The sequence below is a fragment of the Dactylosporangium sp. McL0621 genome (genome assembly GCF_049995355.1).
Taxonomy (GTDB): domain Bacteria; phylum Actinomycetota; class Actinomycetes; order Mycobacteriales; family Micromonosporaceae; genus Dactylosporangium.
This window is the reverse complement of the sequence record NZ_CP188259.1, coordinates 7,995,070-8,009,667: the sequence shown is the minus strand read 5'-3', so window position 1 is coordinate 8,009,667 and position 14,598 is coordinate 7,995,070. Positions and strand designations below refer to the sequence as shown.

Here is a 14,598-nt window from a genome sequence, read left to right as displayed (position 1 = left end):
ATCCGGGGCATGCCCATCAGGAACGGATCATGTGACTGAGGAGGAGCGATGGCCGAGAACACCAAGCAGACCAGCGAGCAGGCGGCCCACGCGGCGAGCGAGGTCCTGCGCGACCCGGACGCGACGAACGCGGACAAGAAGGCCGCGGGCAGCGCGCTGTCGCAGAAGCCGTCGAAGCCCAAGTCCGACCGCTGACCCGGTGGCCGCCGCGGCTCAGTGCTCCGCGCTGTCCCCGGCGGCCGCCACGAACGCCCGCACCCGGGCGCCGGCGTTGCCGGACCGCGACGGCATTCCCCAGCGCGGCGGCGGCGCGTCGCTGATCGTAGGCGACGCCGGGTCGCGGATAGAACCGCAGCACGTGGGCGCCGGCCGGGAACACGCCCCGGCCGGCGCCCACTCGCCGCGGCGCTGCCGGTCAGCGGGCGCAAGCCGCTCATCTTCCTCAGCCCGGGCGAGACCGCGGCGGACGCCTTCGGGCCCGGGGCGCTTGCCCGCCGCGCGGCATCAAGGCGCGCCGCGACCCGGGCGGCGTCTTCCGCGGCAACTTCCCGGTGGGTCAGGCGAGGTCCTGCACCGAGCGGGACAGGATGCAGAACTCGTTGCCCTCGGGGTCGGCGAGGACGACCCACGACACGTCCGGGCCCTGGCCGACGTCGGCGTGCCGCGCGCCGAGGGCGAGGACCCGCTCGACCTCCTCCTGCTGGGTGCCGCCGTCGGCGCGCAGGTCGAGGTGCAGGCGGTTCTTCAGGGTCTTGTGCTCGGGCACCCGGACCACGTCGATGCCGGGCAGGGCGCCGGCCGCGGGCGCCAGGCTGAGTACGTCCGGCTCCTCCTCGACGATCTGCCAGCCGAGCACCGCGGCCCAGAACTCGGCGACGGGGCGGGGCTCGATGGCGTCGATGGCGATGGCGGCGAGGCGACTGGTCATGCTCACACGATAGGCACGGCGCCGGCCCGGCCCGGGTCCGTCAGCCGGGTGACGGTCGCGCGCACCTGCAGCGGCAGGGCCGCCGGGTCGTCCAGGGCGCCGCCGACCACGATGCCGTCGCGGATCGCCATGAGGATCGTCGCGGTGCCGTCCGGGTCGGGGTGGGCGGACGCGGCCAGCAGGTCGCGGAACAGGCCGCGGTTCCAGCTGCGGTAGTCGGCGATGGTCCGGCGCACCGGGTGGTCCGGGTCCGGGTACTCGGCGGCGGCGTTGGTGAACGGGCAGCCCCGGAAGCGCGGGTGGGCGGCGTTGTCGACGAGCAGCTCGAAGATGCCCAGCAGGGCCTCGCGCGGGCCGGCCGCGGCGCGGTGCACGGCCTCCAGGGCATTGCGCTGGCGTTGGTACTCCTCCACGAGATACCCGCGGACGAGCTCGTCCTTGCTCGCGAAGTGGTGGTAGAAGGTCGCCTTGGCCACGCCCGCCCCGGCGATGATGCGGTCGATGCCCACGGCGTGGATGCCCTCGGCGTAGAACAGTGCCGTCGCCACCGCCATGAGGCGGTCGCGGGCTGGTGGCTGGGTCACCTCTTGACGGTACCAGACAGGTCTGTCTACTCTGCCCTCGTCACTAGACAGACCTGTCTACCCAGTAGAGCGGAGCGGATCATGGGATCGGTAGTGCGTGAGATCGCCGTCGGGGCCCCGGCGGATGCGGTGTGGGCGATCGTCGGCGACTTCGAGGGCGGGCCGGTGCGCATGACCGGCGGCGCCGTGCGCGACAGCAGCCTGGTGGAGCCCGACGTACGGGCGCTGACCTTCGCCGACGGCACGGTCGTGCGCGAGCGCCTGGTCGGCCGCGACGAGCCGGCCCGGCGCATCGCGTACGCGTGGGTCGGCGACGAGGTCGCCCACGACAACACCTCGATGCAGGTGTTCCCGGAGCCCGACGGCACCAGTCGCCTGGTCTGGGTGCACGACACCCTGCCCGACGACCTCACCGGCTGGCTGTCCACGACCATGGACCGCCTCGCGCCCGTGCTGGGCCGGGAGCTCGGTCGCTAGGTCCTGTCCTGTCGGTCATGTCGAGCCGAGACGGAGGCCTGGCTACCAGTGTTCTAACCCGGCCTTCGCGGGATGCGCGCAGGCCGAATCTGGGCCCGGCGCAGGCCGGCATGACCGGCAGGACAGGACCTAAGTCAGGATCACGGGGTGGATCTGCAGGCCGGCGCAGCTTTCGGTGGTCCACGGCAGCCGGGTGGAGGCGGTGTCGTCGGGCGGCGTGACGAGCAGGGCGGCGTACCCGGCCGTGCACTCGTCGCCGTTCGGGCCCATCACGTCCGCCTCCACCATGGCGGCCGCGGAGTGCCCGACCGGGATGACGATCGTGGTGACCGCGCCCGGGCCGCCGAGGTACCCGGACAGCGTGCGCTTCGCCTGGACGACCGGGGCGCCGGCCGCGTTGAGGGCGTCCACGCCGGGGTAGCCGCGCATCCGGCACGGTGACGTGCCGGCGTTGACGAACATCAGCATCAGGCTGTGGTGCCCCGACGTGGCGCCGTCGGTGCCGGCGGTGGTGCGCAGGCCTGTGGCGGTACGGCAGGCGACCACCCCGGGGCCGGTCCCGGTCCCGGAGTCGGCCGCGCCCGGCGTGGACGGCGGGCTGCTGACCGTGGACGGCGGGCCGGCCGCCGATGCCGACGGGGTCGCGTCCGGCGTCGGGCCGGCGCTGGCGGCGGGCGGCGGCGGGGCCGGGTGCGGCGACGGGCGCGTGGCGAGCGCGACGCCCGCCCCGGCGGCGGCGACGACCAGTGCCGTGGCGACCAGGCCGGTCGCGGCGCTGCGCCGGCGGGCCCGGCCGCGGATCGCGGCCACGGGCGGCGGGGCGCTCGCGCGCTCCGCGCGCCCGGCCAGGCCCGCGAGGCGTTCGTCCAGGGAATCGGGCATCACACAACACCGCCGGTCAACGCGTCTCCGAGGATCTCCGCCAGGCCCTGCCGGCCGCGCGACAGCCGGGACTTCACGGTGCCGACGGCCACCCCCGTCTCGCGGGCGATGTCGTCGATCGCCAGGCCCACGAGGTGGTGCAGCACGACCGCGCGGCGCTGGTCGGCGGGCAGCCGGCGCAGGGCGTCGACGAGCGCCACGTGGTCCGGGGTCAGCTCCGCCACGTCGTCGGGCGCGCCGTGGCGGCGATGGGCGGTGAGCCGGTTCACGGCCCGCCGCCAGCTGCTCACCGCGAGGCGGTAGGCGACGGTACGGACCCAGGCCTCCGGGTCGAGGTACCCGGACAGGGTCGTCCACCGCTGCCACGCCCGCACATAGGCGTCCTGCACGGCGTCCTCGGCCGCGCCGAGGTCGCCGGTCATCGCGTACAGCTGCCCCACGATCCGGCGGTAGCTGCCGGCGTAGAAGTCGTCGAACTCACGGGCCGCCGACACCGTCAGCCGGTGCCCGCCGTCACCGGGTGCACCTGGAAGTCGGCGCACGTGTCGGTGGCCAGGTCCAGCCGCGTCGAGGCGGTGTCGTCGGGCGCGGTGACCAGCAGCCCCGCGAACCCGGTGCACCCGGCACCGGTCTGCGGGTCGGCGCCGGTGCCCTCGACCACGGCCTCGGCGGTTCCGCCGGGCGCGAGCGCGACGGTGCCCACCTGGCCCGGCCCGCCCGCGTACCCGCTGAGCGTCCGCCGCGCCTGCGCGACCTGCTTGCCGCCGGCGTCCAGCCCCGCGACCCCCGGATAGCCGGTGAGCCGGCACGCCGCGGCCCCGCCGTTGGTGAACACCAGCACCATCCGCCGGTGGCCGCCGGCGGCGCCGCCCACGCCGAGCGTGGTGCGCAGGCCCAGCGCCTTCGTGCACCCGCCCACCGCCGGGCTGCCCACCATCGGGCTGCCCGTCGCCGGACTGTTCGGCGCCGGGCTGCTCGCCGCCCCGCTCGCCGGGCCGCTCGCCGGGCCCGGCGCCGGCCCGGCCCCGGTGCTGGTGCCGGTGCCGGCGCATCCCGCGGTCACGCCGGCCGCGAGCAGCACGGTGACCAGGGCCGGTCTCATGGTCCCCATTGTGTCGTCCCCCTGTCGATTCACAGGGATCACGCCCGGCGGGCCGGTCAGGTTCCCTCGGGGCCGGCTGTTTTTCCGCGGGGAGCGGGTCAGCCCTGCTTGAGGCGCCAGGTCTTGCTGTCGAAGACGACGCAGATGCCGGGTGACATGACGATCACGCGCAGGGTGCCGTCGGACTCCTGGTAGTCGACGCCCTCGACCTCGAACGCGCCCGAGCAGGCGCTGGCGAGGGGGGCCTGGCGCAGGGCGGTCACGCCGCCGGTCACGTCCGTGCCGTCCGGGGTGCGCGCGAGGTCGATCCGCAGCAGCGGCTTGGTGATGCCGAACAGCGTGCCGTCGGGGTCGTCGGACGAGCACAGCAGGGCCGTCGCGGAGAGGAAGTCGCAGCCCTGCACGTCGCGCACCGGGCGGTCGAGGCGCACGGTGAAGGCGAGCGGCAGGTTCGCGCCGGGCACCGCGGCGGGGTTGAGGCCGGGGGTGGCGAAGCCGAGGAGGCGGTCCATCGTGCCCCACTCGCCGGCCAGCATCCACGCGCCGCCCGGCGTGATCGCGTCCCACGAGTTGTTGTACTGCTCGCCGGCCGCGAGGGCGTGGCGGTACTCGGTCCAGGCCCCGCCCGGCGACTGGGCGCGGAACATCTTGCCGTTCTGGTCGCCGCGCTGGTACGGCTCCACGTACCAGCCGGCCACCGAGTCCGGGTCGCCGACGTGGTCGAACCCGCGCGCGGCCACGTCGGGCGGGATGGTGCCGACGCCGGTGTAGCGGTACTCGACGCCGGTACCGCGGCGGATGACGGTCAGGCCCTGGCTCTCGTCGAGCGCGCGGGCGCGGTCGGAGCCGACGGTGACCCAGCCCGTCGCGGCGTGCGCGGGCGCGGCGGAGGCCAGGACGGCGGCGAGGACGACGGCGGCGGCGACACCGCGGCGCAGAAGGGAGGATCGCATGCCGCGGAGCCTGCCAGGCATAGATGGCCGTCGCTAGTATACGGCGTTGAGGCACGATGGAGCGGTGACGGACAATGTGCTGGACGAGCAGGTGGGGTACTACCGCAGCCGGGCGGGCGAGTACGACGTGACCGCCTACGGCGACGTCGAGGCGGCCCGGCGGCGCATCGCGCGGCTCGTCGCGGCCATGGCGCCGCGCGGGCGGGTGCTCGAGCTCGCCTGCGGCACCGGGATGTGGACCGAGGCGCTCGCCCGCGAGGCCGGGTCGGTGCTCGCCGTCGACGCCGCGCCCGAGGCGATCGAGATCGCCCGGGCGCGGGTGCGGGACGGGGACATCGCGTTCGAGGTCGCCGACGTGTTCGCGTTCCGGCCGGAGGAGCGCTTCGACGTCGTGTTCTTCGCGGCCTGGCTCTCCCACGTGCCGGAGGACCGGTTCGACGAGTTCTGGGCGCTGGTCCGGTCGCTGCTCGCCGACGAAGGCCGGGTGCTCTTCGTCGACGAGCACGTGGACGAGCAGGGCAAGGAGGCGTTCGTCGGCGACGAGGTGGTCGAGCGGCGGCTCAACGACGGGCGCGCGTTCCGGATCGTGAAGCGCTTCGTCGACCCGCGGGCGCTGCGCGACCGGCTCGCCGGTCTGGGGTGGCAGTGCCGGGTCGAGCGGGACGGCGCCGACTGGATCCTGGCGACCGCGACCGTCAGCGGCAGCCGCGGATGAGCAAAGACCGGGCGACCGTCGGCGGGAGCCGCGGCTGAGCCACGCCCGGGCGACCGTCGGCGGGAGCCGCGGCTGAGCCACGCCCGGGCGACCGTCGGCGGGAGCCGCGGCTGAGCCACGCCCGGGCGACCGTCGGCGCGAGCCGCGGCTGAGCCACGCCCGGGCGACCGTCGGCGCGAACCGCGGCTGAGCAACGCCCGGGCGACCGTCAGCGGGAGCCGCGGCTGAGCCACGCCCGGGCGACCGTCAGCGGGAGCCGCGGCTGAGCCACGCCCGGGCGACCTTCAGCGGGAGCCGCGGATGAGGAACGACCGCGCCGCCCACAGCGCGCCCAGGACGACCGCGCCGATCACCGCGAAGGTGCCGAGCGCGTCGGAGTCGGTCACGGCCACGATCGCCACCGCGGCGCCGTAGCAGACCGGAGGTCGTCGCGCTGCGGGCCGGGCAGGAGGCGCTCGCGAACGTGGCACGCGGGGGCGTCGCGGGTGGAGGTCTGCAGCCGCGAGGAGCTGACCGCGGCCGTGCGCACCGCGGCCCGGGGCGGCATCGCGCTCGCCGCCCCGGCCGCCGACCGGCTCGTGCGGCACCGGCGCGGCGACCTGCCGCAGCTGACCAACCGCGAGCTCGACGTGCTGCGCTGCCTCGCCCGCGGCCTGTCCAACCCGGAGACCGGCCGCGAGCTGTTCGTCAGCGAGGCGACCGTGAAGAGCCACGTCATGCGGATCTTCGACAAGCTCGGCGTGAAGGACCGCACCGCCGCCGTGACCAGCGCCATCGCCCGGGGCCTGCTACCGCCGTTGTGATCAGCCGACGCCGATGCGGTCGCGCAGGTCGTCGGCCCAGAGATCGGCGGTGTACACGGTCGTGCCCGGCTGGTGCTTGCGCCCGCCGTCGGCCAGCCCGCCCGCGTCGACCGGCTCGAAGCCGAGCTGCTCCACCAGGTCGAAGACCCGCCACTTGGCGTCCTGGTCGTCGGACGACACCGGGATGCCGTAGCGCCGGTTCGCCCCCGCCGAGTGCCCGTAGGAGCGCAGGTGGTCCCAGCGCATCGCGTTGAAGGCCTTGACCACGTGGGCGCCCGGCAGCTCCCGCTGCACCAGCTCGCTGCTGGTCACCCGGCCGTCCTCGAGCTCGGCGAAGCGGCCGTCGCGCGGCCGGGAGTAGTTGCACGCGTCGACCACGGTCTTGCCGGCCAGCTCCGCGGCGGGCAGGTCCCGGTACTGCTCGAACGGCACCGCGAGCACCACGATGTCGCCGAAGCGGGCCGCCTCGTCGGGCGTCGCCGCGTGCACCTTCGGCCCCAGCTCCACCTCCAGGTCACGCAGAGTGTCCGGCCCGCGACGGTTGGCGATGAGGACCTCGTCGCCCGCCTCGGAGCATAAGTACGCCAGCGTCGAGCCGACGTGGCCCGCGCCGATGAGTCCGATTCGCATGCGCCCCGGCTACCCGGTCGCCGGGCGGTTCACGCAAAACTTGCCGGAGGCTACGCTTCTGGTGTGCGCACCGAGGCCGCGGACCAGCACATCTGCTGGACGTACGACGATCGGCGGGAGCTGAGCGCCTATGCCCGGTCGTACCTGGCGGCCGGCATCGCGGCGGGGGAGCGGGTCTGGTTCGCCGGCCCCGGCGACCCCGGATGGCTGCCCGCGGGCGCGGAGTTCGTCTCCCTCGAGTCCACGTACGCCGCCGGCGCCGCCGTGGACCCGAACGCCCAGGTCGCCGCGTACGCCGCCGCCACCGAGGCCGCGCTCGCCGCCGGGCACACCGGCCTGCGCGTCTTCGCCGACTGCACCGCGCTCGTGCGCACCGGGGCCGGGCTCGACGCCTTCGCGCGGTACGAGGCGCTGGTCGACCGCTACATAGCCGTCGCGCCGATGCGGGCCGTGTGCGCGCTGTACCGCCCGGAGGCCGGCGACCGGGCCGTCGGCGAGCTGGCCTGCCTGCACCCGGCGACCAACGCCGGCGACGTGCGCTTCGCCCTGCGCGGCGACCCCGGCTCGCCCGGGACCGCCCTGCTCAGCGGCGAGCTCGACGGCGACGCCGAACGGCTGTTTCCGGCGGCGCTGGGCCGGCTGCAGCGCCACGCCCCGGCCGCCGACGTGGCGGACGTGGCGCCCGGCGAGGCCCGCCGCATCGTCCGCGCGGTCGGCCAGGGCTGCGTCGGCCCGGCGAAGCTGGACGACCTCACGCTCGCGGTGAGCGAGATCGTGGCGAACGCGCACCGGTACGGCCGCCCGCCGGTGCGGGTCCGGGTCTGGGCCGCCGACGGGCGCGTCGTGGTGACCGTCGACGACGCCGGCCCCGGCCCGAAGGACCCGTTCGCGGGCCTCCTGGCGGCGCCCAGCGAGCGCTCGGCCGGCTTCGGGCTGTGGATCACCCACCAGGTCTGCGACCACGTGAGCCTGCAGCGCACGCCCGACGGCTTCGCGCTGCGGATGACCGTCGGCGGTCAGGCCGGCTGGGGCGCCGGCTGCAGCCGCGCCGCGAGGTCCTCCGCGGCCAGCGGGCGGGCGTAGAGGTAGCCCTGGCCCAGCTCGTACCCCTGCCGGCGCAGCACCTGCGCCTGCGCCTCGGTCTCGATGCCCTCCGCGACCGCCGCGAGGTCGAGCGTCTTGGCGATGTGGATGACCGCCTGTGCCACCGCCGCCGGCCGGCCCGCGGTCGTGATCTCCTCCACGAAGCTGCGGTCGCAGCAGGACCGCGAACTCGTCCCCGCCGAGGCGGGCCACCACGTCGCCGCCGCGCACCGCGGCGCGCAGCCGCTCGGCGACCGCCACGAGCACCGAGTCGCCGACGTCGTGCCCGAGCGTGTCGTTGACCTCCTTGAAGTCGTCGAGGTCGATGAGCAGCACGGCGGCGTGCCCGGGTGCCCGCAGCGCCTCGTCGACCAGCGCGCCGAAGCCGGCCCGGTTGGCCAGGCCGGTCAGCGTGTCGTGGGTCGCCTGGTGCTGCAGCTGCTGCTCGTGCCGGCTGACCGAGTCGAGCAGGTGCGCGTTGTCGCGCAGCGCGAACAGCTGCCGCGCCACGACGATCCCGGTGATGAGGATGGCCCCGAGCGCCACCGGGGCGATGCCGGCCACGCCCTGCTCCCTGCCGGCGCGGAAGCTCTGCACCGCGAGCAGCAGCGAGGTGGCCCCGACGGTGACGTACGGCAGGGTCGAGAACCGCCGCCGGCGCCGCGCATCGCCCCCGGCCGCCGCGGGCTCGTCGGCGGTGCGGCGCTGCACGTGCGCCGCCCAGCACACCACGAGCATGTTCACGATGACGCTGATCGGCTGCAGCCCGACCCAGCGGGGCTGGTTGGTGATCGGCGCCGCCGCGGAGGCGAACACCCCGATGATGATGGTGAGCGCGAGCAGCCGCAGCGACGCCGTGGTCACCGGCCCGCTGCCGACCATGACGACCTTCATCACCGCGACGAGCGCGAGCAGGCACATCAGCGAGATGAGCAGCATGCCGAGGAACTTGGGCACGTCGGTGTGGCTGCGCACGAGCGGGCGCAGCACGAGGTGCCACAGGAACAGCGCGGCGCCGGCCGTGACGGTCGCCCCGTCGAGCGTGAGCCGCACCCACTCGCCGCGGTCGCGCCGGCCCACGGGGAGCCACAGCAGCGCCCACATGACCAGGAGCAGCGCGACGGAGAGCAGCGGGACGGCGGTACCGACGAACAGCAGGGGCCGGTCGGACCACTGCCCGAACGTGGCCACGGTCATCAGGCTGGCCCCGGCGGGCACCAGGAACTCGACCACGGTGAGGTGCAGCCAGAACCGCCGCGCGGCCGGGTGCAGCCCGGGCGCCCGGGCCACGCGCAGCGTGGTGAGCATCGCGACGAGGCTGGTCCCGGGCACGGTGGCCCACATGAGCACGCGGGGCGCGGGCAGCCCGGCGGCGAAGAACACGGTCCACACACAGCCGAGCCCGAAGATGCCCAGACACAGCAGCAACAGCGGCCGCGTGTCGGCGCGCTCGGCCCGCAGGTCCGTCCCGCTCATTTCGAGCCGTGCCTCCTCCCCGGTCTGCCGGACCGGCTTACGGCAATATCGGTCGTGACAGCGCAAAGTGAAGGGATTCCATGTAATCCCGTCCGCCCAGTCGAGTACCACCCGTAACAATCCGGCCACCGGCGGATGTGCTTTCATGGACCGATCGCCATCGACCCTCGACGCCCGATCGACCGGATCTACGCCGACGCCGCGGTGGTCGGCGATCACAACACGCTGCATTACCATGTTTCGGCGGCCGACGAGCCCGCCGCCAGGTCGGCGTATCCGCACCAGGTGAGCCGGATCGCCCCGGTGCGGCTGCGGGACCGGGACGCCGAGCTCGAGGCGCTGGCTTCATTCTGTACGGCACCGGGAACGGATTCGTACATCTGGTGGAGAGCCGGCGCGTGGGCCGGGAAATCGGCGCTGCTTTCCTGGTTCGTCCTGCACCCACCGCCGGGGACCCGGGTGGTGTCATTCTTCATCACGGCGCGGTTCGCGGGTCAGAACGATCGCAGTGCATTCGCGACAGTCATTCTCGAACAGCTGGCCGAGCTGCTGCACCAGCCCGTTCCGACGCCGATCGGCGAGGCGAACCGGGACGCACTGGTCCTGGGCCTGCTCGCCGAGGCGGCGGCCGCGTGCGAGCGGGAGGGCGACCGGCTGGTCCTGGTCGTCGACGGGCTGGACGAGGATAACGGCACGATCATCGGCGCCGACGCCTACAGCATCGCCGCGATGCTGCCGGCGCGGCCGTCCAGCGGCCTGAAAATCATCGTGGCCGGGAGGCCGAACCCTCCGATCCCCGACGACGTGCCGCTGGACCACCCGCTGCGAGAACCGGCGATCGTGCGCGAGCTGGCGGCCTCGCCCCACGCTCGGGAGATCCGGACCGAGGCCGAGCGTGAGCTGGACCGCCTGCTCGCGGGGCCGGAGCTCGAACAGAACGTGCTCGGCCTCCTCGCCGCCGCCGGAGGCGGCCTGAGCGTGCCGGACCTGGCCGGGCTCGCCGGGGCCGAGGTCCGGGCGGTCGAACGGCTCCTGCGCCGGGTGGGCGGGCGGACGTTCCTGCCGCGCGTGAGCACATGGCGCCCGGACACGGCGGCCGACGTCTACGTCCTCGGCCACGAGGAGCTGCAGCGGACCGCGCTCGATGTCCTGGGCGACGAGCGCCTGGAGCGGTGCCGGCGGGCGATTCACGTCTGGGCCGAAGGATTCCGCGCGGCCGGTTGGCCGGAGAGCACACCGGAGTACCTGGTGCGCGGCTACACCAGTCTGCTGGAGTCGACCGGCGATCTGGACCGGTTGGTCGCGTGTGCCGCCGACCGGGTCCGCCACGACCGGATGCTGGAGATCACCGGCGGCGACACCGCCGCGTTGGCCGAGATCACCGCCGCGCAGGACCGGATCCTCGGCCGGCCCGCCGAACTGGACCTGGTGCTCATGGCCCGGCTTGCCCGGCGCCGCGACGAGCTCGCCGAACGCAACGCGAAAACCCCGATCGAGGCACCTGCGGTCTGGGCACTCATCGGCCACGTCGGGCGGGCCGAGGCCATGGCCCAGTCCATCCCGGACCCGTTCCGGCAGGCCGGTGCGCTGGCCGAGCTGATCGACGCCGTGAGCACGATCGGCGATGGCGAACGGGTCGTGATCCTGGCCGACTGGGCCGCCGACGCGGTGCGGTCCATCGCGGACCACCATCAGCAGACACTCGCCCTCGTGGCGCTGATCACGGCGGTCACCGCCCACGCTGTGCGGGGCGGCGCTCTGGTCGCGCACACCCCGCGGATTCGCTCGCTCGCCGACCAGGCCGCGGCCCTGGCCGCGACCATCCCGGACCGCGCCCACCAGGAGGAGGCTCGGACGAGCCTGGCCGAGAGCCTGGCCGAGGCGGGTGAGCCGGACCGGGTCAAGGAGATCAGCGCCGCGACATACGACCGGTACCTTCGCGCTCGCTCCCGGATTGCGCTGGCGAAGGCGTACGTGGTCATGGGCCTGTCCGACAAGGCCAGGGGCGAGCTGCGGATCGCCATCGAACTGGGCCGGAAGCTCCCGGCCCCGGCCGACCGGGCCCGCGCTCTGGCCTACGCGGCCGCCGTCACGGCGGCCGCGGGCCTGCCGATGCTCGCGGGCACGCTGCTCGACGAGGCGTTGTCGCAGGCGGAGCGGCTGCTGGAAACGCGCGAGAGGTCGCCGGCGTTGAACGCCCTCATACGGGGCGCGGTGGCCGTCGGCGACGACGCCCGGGCCGAGGAGCTGGTCTATGCGATCCCGCACCCGGAACGCGGTCCGGCGCTGCTGGCCCGCGTCCGGAGCCGGGTGCTCGCGGCCGGCCCGGACGAGCAGACCCGCGCGCTGGCGGGGGCGGCCGGGGGCGTCGAGGGCGCCCTGGCCCGGGCGCTCGTGGCGCGCGCCCTGCGGACGGCCGGGGACCTGGACGGGGCCAAGCCGTTGGCGTACGACGCGGAGGCGCTCATCCGGGCGGCGGAGCTCGCGGCGCGGGCGGTTCCGGACCCGTACCGTGACACCGATGTACTCATCCGGCTCGCGAAGGCGTTGCTGACGGCCGGTTCCCGGTCGGCGGCGGCGACCGTGTGCGCGCGGGCCGCGGGCCTGCTCGACGCCATCGGCGAGGCGGCCGAGTACCGCCTGGCGCTGGCCCGGACCGTCGTGGCCCTCGGCGATCATGCCGAGGCCGAGCGGCTGACCGGGCCACTCAGCAATGCGGTAGACCGCAACCGGGTCCGGCTGGACATCGTCGCGGCGAGCGCAGCGGCCGGCGATCTCGATCGGGCGGAGGCGATGGCACGCACGCTGACCGGCACGGACCGGGTCGCGGCCTGCGCCGAGGTGAGCCGGGCCGCGGCGGCGACCGGCGAGTTCGGCCGGGCGCGTGCGATCGCGGCGCTGTTCCCGGGCTCACTCGGGCGAGACCGGGTGCTGGCCGAGCTGGTCGGGCCGCTCGCGGCGGCGGGGCGCTACCGCGAGGCGGCCGACCTCGCCGACTCCATCCGGACGCCGGCGGAGCACGAGGCGGCGGTCGATGCTCTGCGCACGGCGACTCTGCAGAGCATCGCCGGGATCGCCGCGCAGGGCGACGTCGTCGCGGCCGATGAGCTGATCCGGGCCATCGAGCGGCCGGACCTGCGGGCCGAGGCCCGGGTCGCGGTCCTCGCGGCCCAGCCGGCCGGCGAGGACGCCGCAACGGTGGCCGCCCTCCTCGACTCCATCGACATCGGGGAGCCGCGCGCTCGCGCCGCCGTCCGCTTCGTCGAGGTCCTCGCCGGCTCCGGCGATACCGCCGGGGCCCGGGCGCTCGCCGCCCGGGCCGAGCGCGAGATCGCCGAGATGCCCAACCGTCCGCGCCGTGCGCCGGTGTACGCCGCGCTCGCCAAGGCGATCGACGCAACCGGTGATCACTCCACCGCCGTGGACGTCGCCTCGGCGATCGTCAACCTCCAGGAGCGGACGGATGCCCTCCTTGCCATTGCGCGCTCGGCCGTCGAGGCCGGCGACCTGCCCCGCGCCACCGAAACGTTGCAGCTGGCCGAGCGGACGACCCGGGGGATGCAGTCGCCCGGCCAGCGGGACGCGGCGTTGACGGGCATCGTGACCTTGCTGGCGGCCGCGGCGGCGATCGCCCTCACGCCCACCGAGGCCGAGCACCTGGCGGACCGGGCGGAGTCGCTGGCGCGGCGGGTCGCCGACGGCACGCTGCGGGCCGAGGCGCTGGCCCGGGCGGCCGCCGCGGTCGTCGAGGCCGCCGCCGCCGACTCGCAGCGTTCGATCGGCATGCAGGAGCGCGCGGCCGCCCTGTCCCGATCGAGCGCAGCTCCGGACTACGTCGCCGCCGTCCTGACGGAGGCCGCCCGTGAGGCGGCCGCCGCCGGGCGCCCCGAGCGGGCCCTGGCCCTGGCCCGGACCATTCCCGGGTCCGACCGTCAGGCGGCTGCCCTGTGCCGCCTCGCGATGCGCACCGGACCCGAGCTGGGGTCGCTGTTCGTCGCGTGGGCGTACCGCCTGGGGCATTGGACGATCCCGCTCGAAGCGCTCGCCCGGGTCCGTCCGTCCGGACTTGACGAGTTCGCGGACCTGATCGGCGCGTAGCCGGCCCCGGATCGGCCACTCCAGGGGTCGGCGCAACGGCCACATCGGGCGGCGGGGGACCCGTTCCGGTTCGGTGGCCGCGCGGGAGCGGACCGGTTGCCGGGATCATGGGCGGCGGCGGGGGTGCCGATGGGGGACATGAAGCTTCGCATGGCGGCAGGGTTCACGGCGGCGGCGATCGGGGTACCGGGTCTGGCGGTCACCGACATCGTGGTGTCGCAGGGGCGGCCCGTCGCCGCGTCGGCGGGGAGCGCGGCGCGGGCCGTCGACGGGAAGAGCTCGACGCAGTGGGTGACGAGCGGGCGCGGCCGGCAGTGGCTGCGCGTCGACCTCGGGGCCGTGGGCACGGTCAGCCGCGTCCGGCTCTCCTGGGGTTCCGCCTTCTCCGGGGTGTACCGGCTGGAGACCTCGGCCGACGGGAGCGCCTGGACGCCGTTGTACGCCACCGGCTCCGGCGACGGCCGCACCGACGACCTCGGCGGGCTCAAGGGCAGCGGGCGCTACGTGCGGCTGACGGCGACCCCGCGCGGCGCGAAGGGCCTGGCGCTCGCCGAGCTGGAGGTCTTTGGGCACCGGACCGAGGCGGCGCCGGTGACCGGCGCGGACCTGAGCACCGACGTCGCCATGCGCATCGTGTCGTCGGCCGAGAACTCGTCGCTGGACTGGCGCGCCCAGTACGCGTACATCGAGGATATCGGCGACGGCCGCGGGTACACCGGCGGCATCATCGGCTTCTGCTCCGGCACCGGCGACATGCTCGAGGTCGTCGAGGCCTACACGGCGGCCGTGCCCGGCAACGCCCTGGCGAAGTACGTGCCGGCGCTGCGCCGGGTCGACGGTACCGCCGCGCACAAGCCGCGTCGACAC

Annotated in this window: 14 protein-coding genes and 2 pseudogenes; 7 read left to right on the top strand and 9 right to left on the bottom strand. The window is 75.1% G+C overall.

The window, feature by feature from the left end:
* Positions 1-48: 48 nt before the first annotated feature.
* Positions 49-195 carry a hypothetical protein gene (locus ACPPVO_RS37840; RefSeq protein ID WP_426503372.1) on the top strand — a complete coding sequence of 49 codons (147 nt, stop codon included), beginning with the start codon at positions 49-51 and terminating at the stop codon, positions 193-195.
* Positions 196-556: 361 nt separating this feature from the next.
* On the opposite strand, the gene ACPPVO_RS37835 is transcribed toward ACPPVO_RS37840, so the two are convergent.
* Both ACPPVO_RS37835 and ACPPVO_RS37830 read right to left on the bottom strand, forming a co-directional pair.
* Positions 557-928, bottom strand: coding sequence for a VOC family protein (locus tag ACPPVO_RS37835; RefSeq protein WP_426503371.1), 372 nt, complete (start codon positions 926-928; stop codon positions 557-559).
* A gap of 2 nt (positions 929-930) precedes the next feature.
* Positions 931-1,512: a TetR/AcrR family transcriptional regulator gene (locus ACPPVO_RS37830; protein ID WP_426503370.1), complete on the bottom strand. Its 582-nt coding sequence runs from the start codon at positions 1,510-1,512 to the stop codon at positions 931-933.
* A gap of 81 nt (positions 1,513-1,593) precedes the next feature.
* Here ACPPVO_RS37830 and ACPPVO_RS37825 point away from each other — a divergent pair, with 81 nt between their 5' ends.
* Positions 1,594-1,989, top strand: coding sequence for an SRPBCC family protein (locus ACPPVO_RS37825; RefSeq protein WP_426503368.1), 396 nt, complete (start codon positions 1,594-1,596; stop codon positions 1,987-1,989).
* A gap of 129 nt (positions 1,990-2,118) precedes the next feature.
* Here the strand turns inward: ACPPVO_RS37825 and ACPPVO_RS37820 are convergent, their stop codons facing one another.
* The 4 genes from ACPPVO_RS37820 to ACPPVO_RS37805 all read right to left on the bottom strand — a co-directional run bounded on the left by ACPPVO_RS37820 (position 2,119) and on the right by ACPPVO_RS37805 (position 4,926).
* Entirely contained in the window at positions 2,119-2,871 is a 753-nt protein-coding gene (locus tag ACPPVO_RS37820; RefSeq protein ID WP_426503367.1) for a DUF4232 domain-containing protein, read from the bottom strand.
* Entirely contained in the window at positions 2,871-3,365 is a 495-nt protein-coding gene (locus ACPPVO_RS37815) for a SigE family RNA polymerase sigma factor (RefSeq protein WP_426503366.1), read from the bottom strand. The genes ACPPVO_RS37820 and ACPPVO_RS37815 overlap by 1 nt, the downstream gene beginning before the upstream one ends.
* 2 nt (positions 3,366-3,367) lie before the next feature.
* Positions 3,368-3,973 carry a DUF4232 domain-containing protein gene (locus tag ACPPVO_RS37810; protein WP_426503365.1) on the bottom strand — a complete coding sequence of 202 codons (606 nt, stop codon included), beginning with the start codon at positions 3,971-3,973 and terminating at the stop codon, positions 3,368-3,370.
* 98 nt (positions 3,974-4,071) lie between these two features.
* Positions 4,072-4,926 (bottom strand): hypothetical protein, encoded by an 855-nt coding sequence (locus ACPPVO_RS37805; RefSeq protein WP_426503364.1) that lies wholly within the window; start codon positions 4,924-4,926, stop codon positions 4,072-4,074.
* 64 nt (positions 4,927-4,990) lie between these two features.
* Between ACPPVO_RS37805 and ACPPVO_RS37800 the strand changes: the two genes are divergently transcribed.
* Together ACPPVO_RS37800 and ACPPVO_RS37795 are read left to right on the top strand one after the other, a co-directional pair.
* Positions 4,991-5,641 (top strand): class I SAM-dependent methyltransferase, encoded by a 651-nt coding sequence (locus tag ACPPVO_RS37800; RefSeq protein WP_426503363.1) that lies wholly within the window; start codon positions 4,991-4,993, stop codon positions 5,639-5,641.
* A gap of 485 nt (positions 5,642-6,126) precedes the next feature.
* Entirely contained in the window at positions 6,127-6,444 is a 318-nt protein-coding gene (locus ACPPVO_RS37795) for a response regulator transcription factor (RefSeq protein ID WP_426503362.1), read from the top strand.
* Here ACPPVO_RS37795 and ACPPVO_RS37790 read toward each other — a convergent pair whose 3' ends face one another.
* Positions 6,445-7,074, bottom strand: coding sequence for an NADPH-dependent F420 reductase (locus ACPPVO_RS37790; protein WP_426503360.1), 630 nt, complete (start codon positions 7,072-7,074; stop codon positions 6,445-6,447).
* A gap of 63 nt (positions 7,075-7,137) precedes the next feature.
* Here ACPPVO_RS37790 and ACPPVO_RS37785 point away from each other — a divergent pair, with 63 nt between their 5' ends.
* Positions 7,138-8,157 (top strand): MEDS domain-containing protein, encoded by a 1,020-nt coding sequence (locus tag ACPPVO_RS37785; RefSeq protein ID WP_426503358.1) that lies wholly within the window; start codon positions 7,138-7,140, stop codon positions 8,155-8,157.
* On the opposite strand, the gene ACPPVO_RS37780 is transcribed toward ACPPVO_RS37785, so the two are convergent.
* Together ACPPVO_RS37780 and ACPPVO_RS37775 are read right to left on the bottom strand one after the other, a co-directional pair.
* Complete coding sequence (locus ACPPVO_RS37780; RefSeq protein WP_426503356.1) at positions 8,091-8,318, bottom strand: EAL domain-containing protein; 228 nt, start codon at positions 8,316-8,318, stop codon at positions 8,091-8,093. The genes ACPPVO_RS37785 and ACPPVO_RS37780 overlap by 67 nt on opposite strands.
* A 70-nt stretch (positions 8,319-8,388) precedes the next feature.
* A pseudogene (locus ACPPVO_RS37775) lies at positions 8,389-8,895 on the bottom strand (diguanylate cyclase); the annotation flags it as partial.
* Positions 8,896-9,768: 873 nt separating this feature from the next.
* Here ACPPVO_RS37775 and ACPPVO_RS37770 point away from each other — a divergent pair.
* Positions 9,769-13,731 carry a hypothetical protein gene (locus ACPPVO_RS37770; protein WP_426503355.1) on the top strand — a complete coding sequence of 1,321 codons (3,963 nt, stop codon included), beginning with the start codon at positions 9,769-9,771 and terminating at the stop codon, positions 13,729-13,731.
* Between the two features lie 129 nt (positions 13,732-13,860).
* Positions 13,861-14,526 (top strand): annotated as a pseudogene (locus tag ACPPVO_RS37765) (chitosanase); the annotation flags it as partial.
* Positions 14,527-14,598 lie beyond the last annotated feature (72 nt).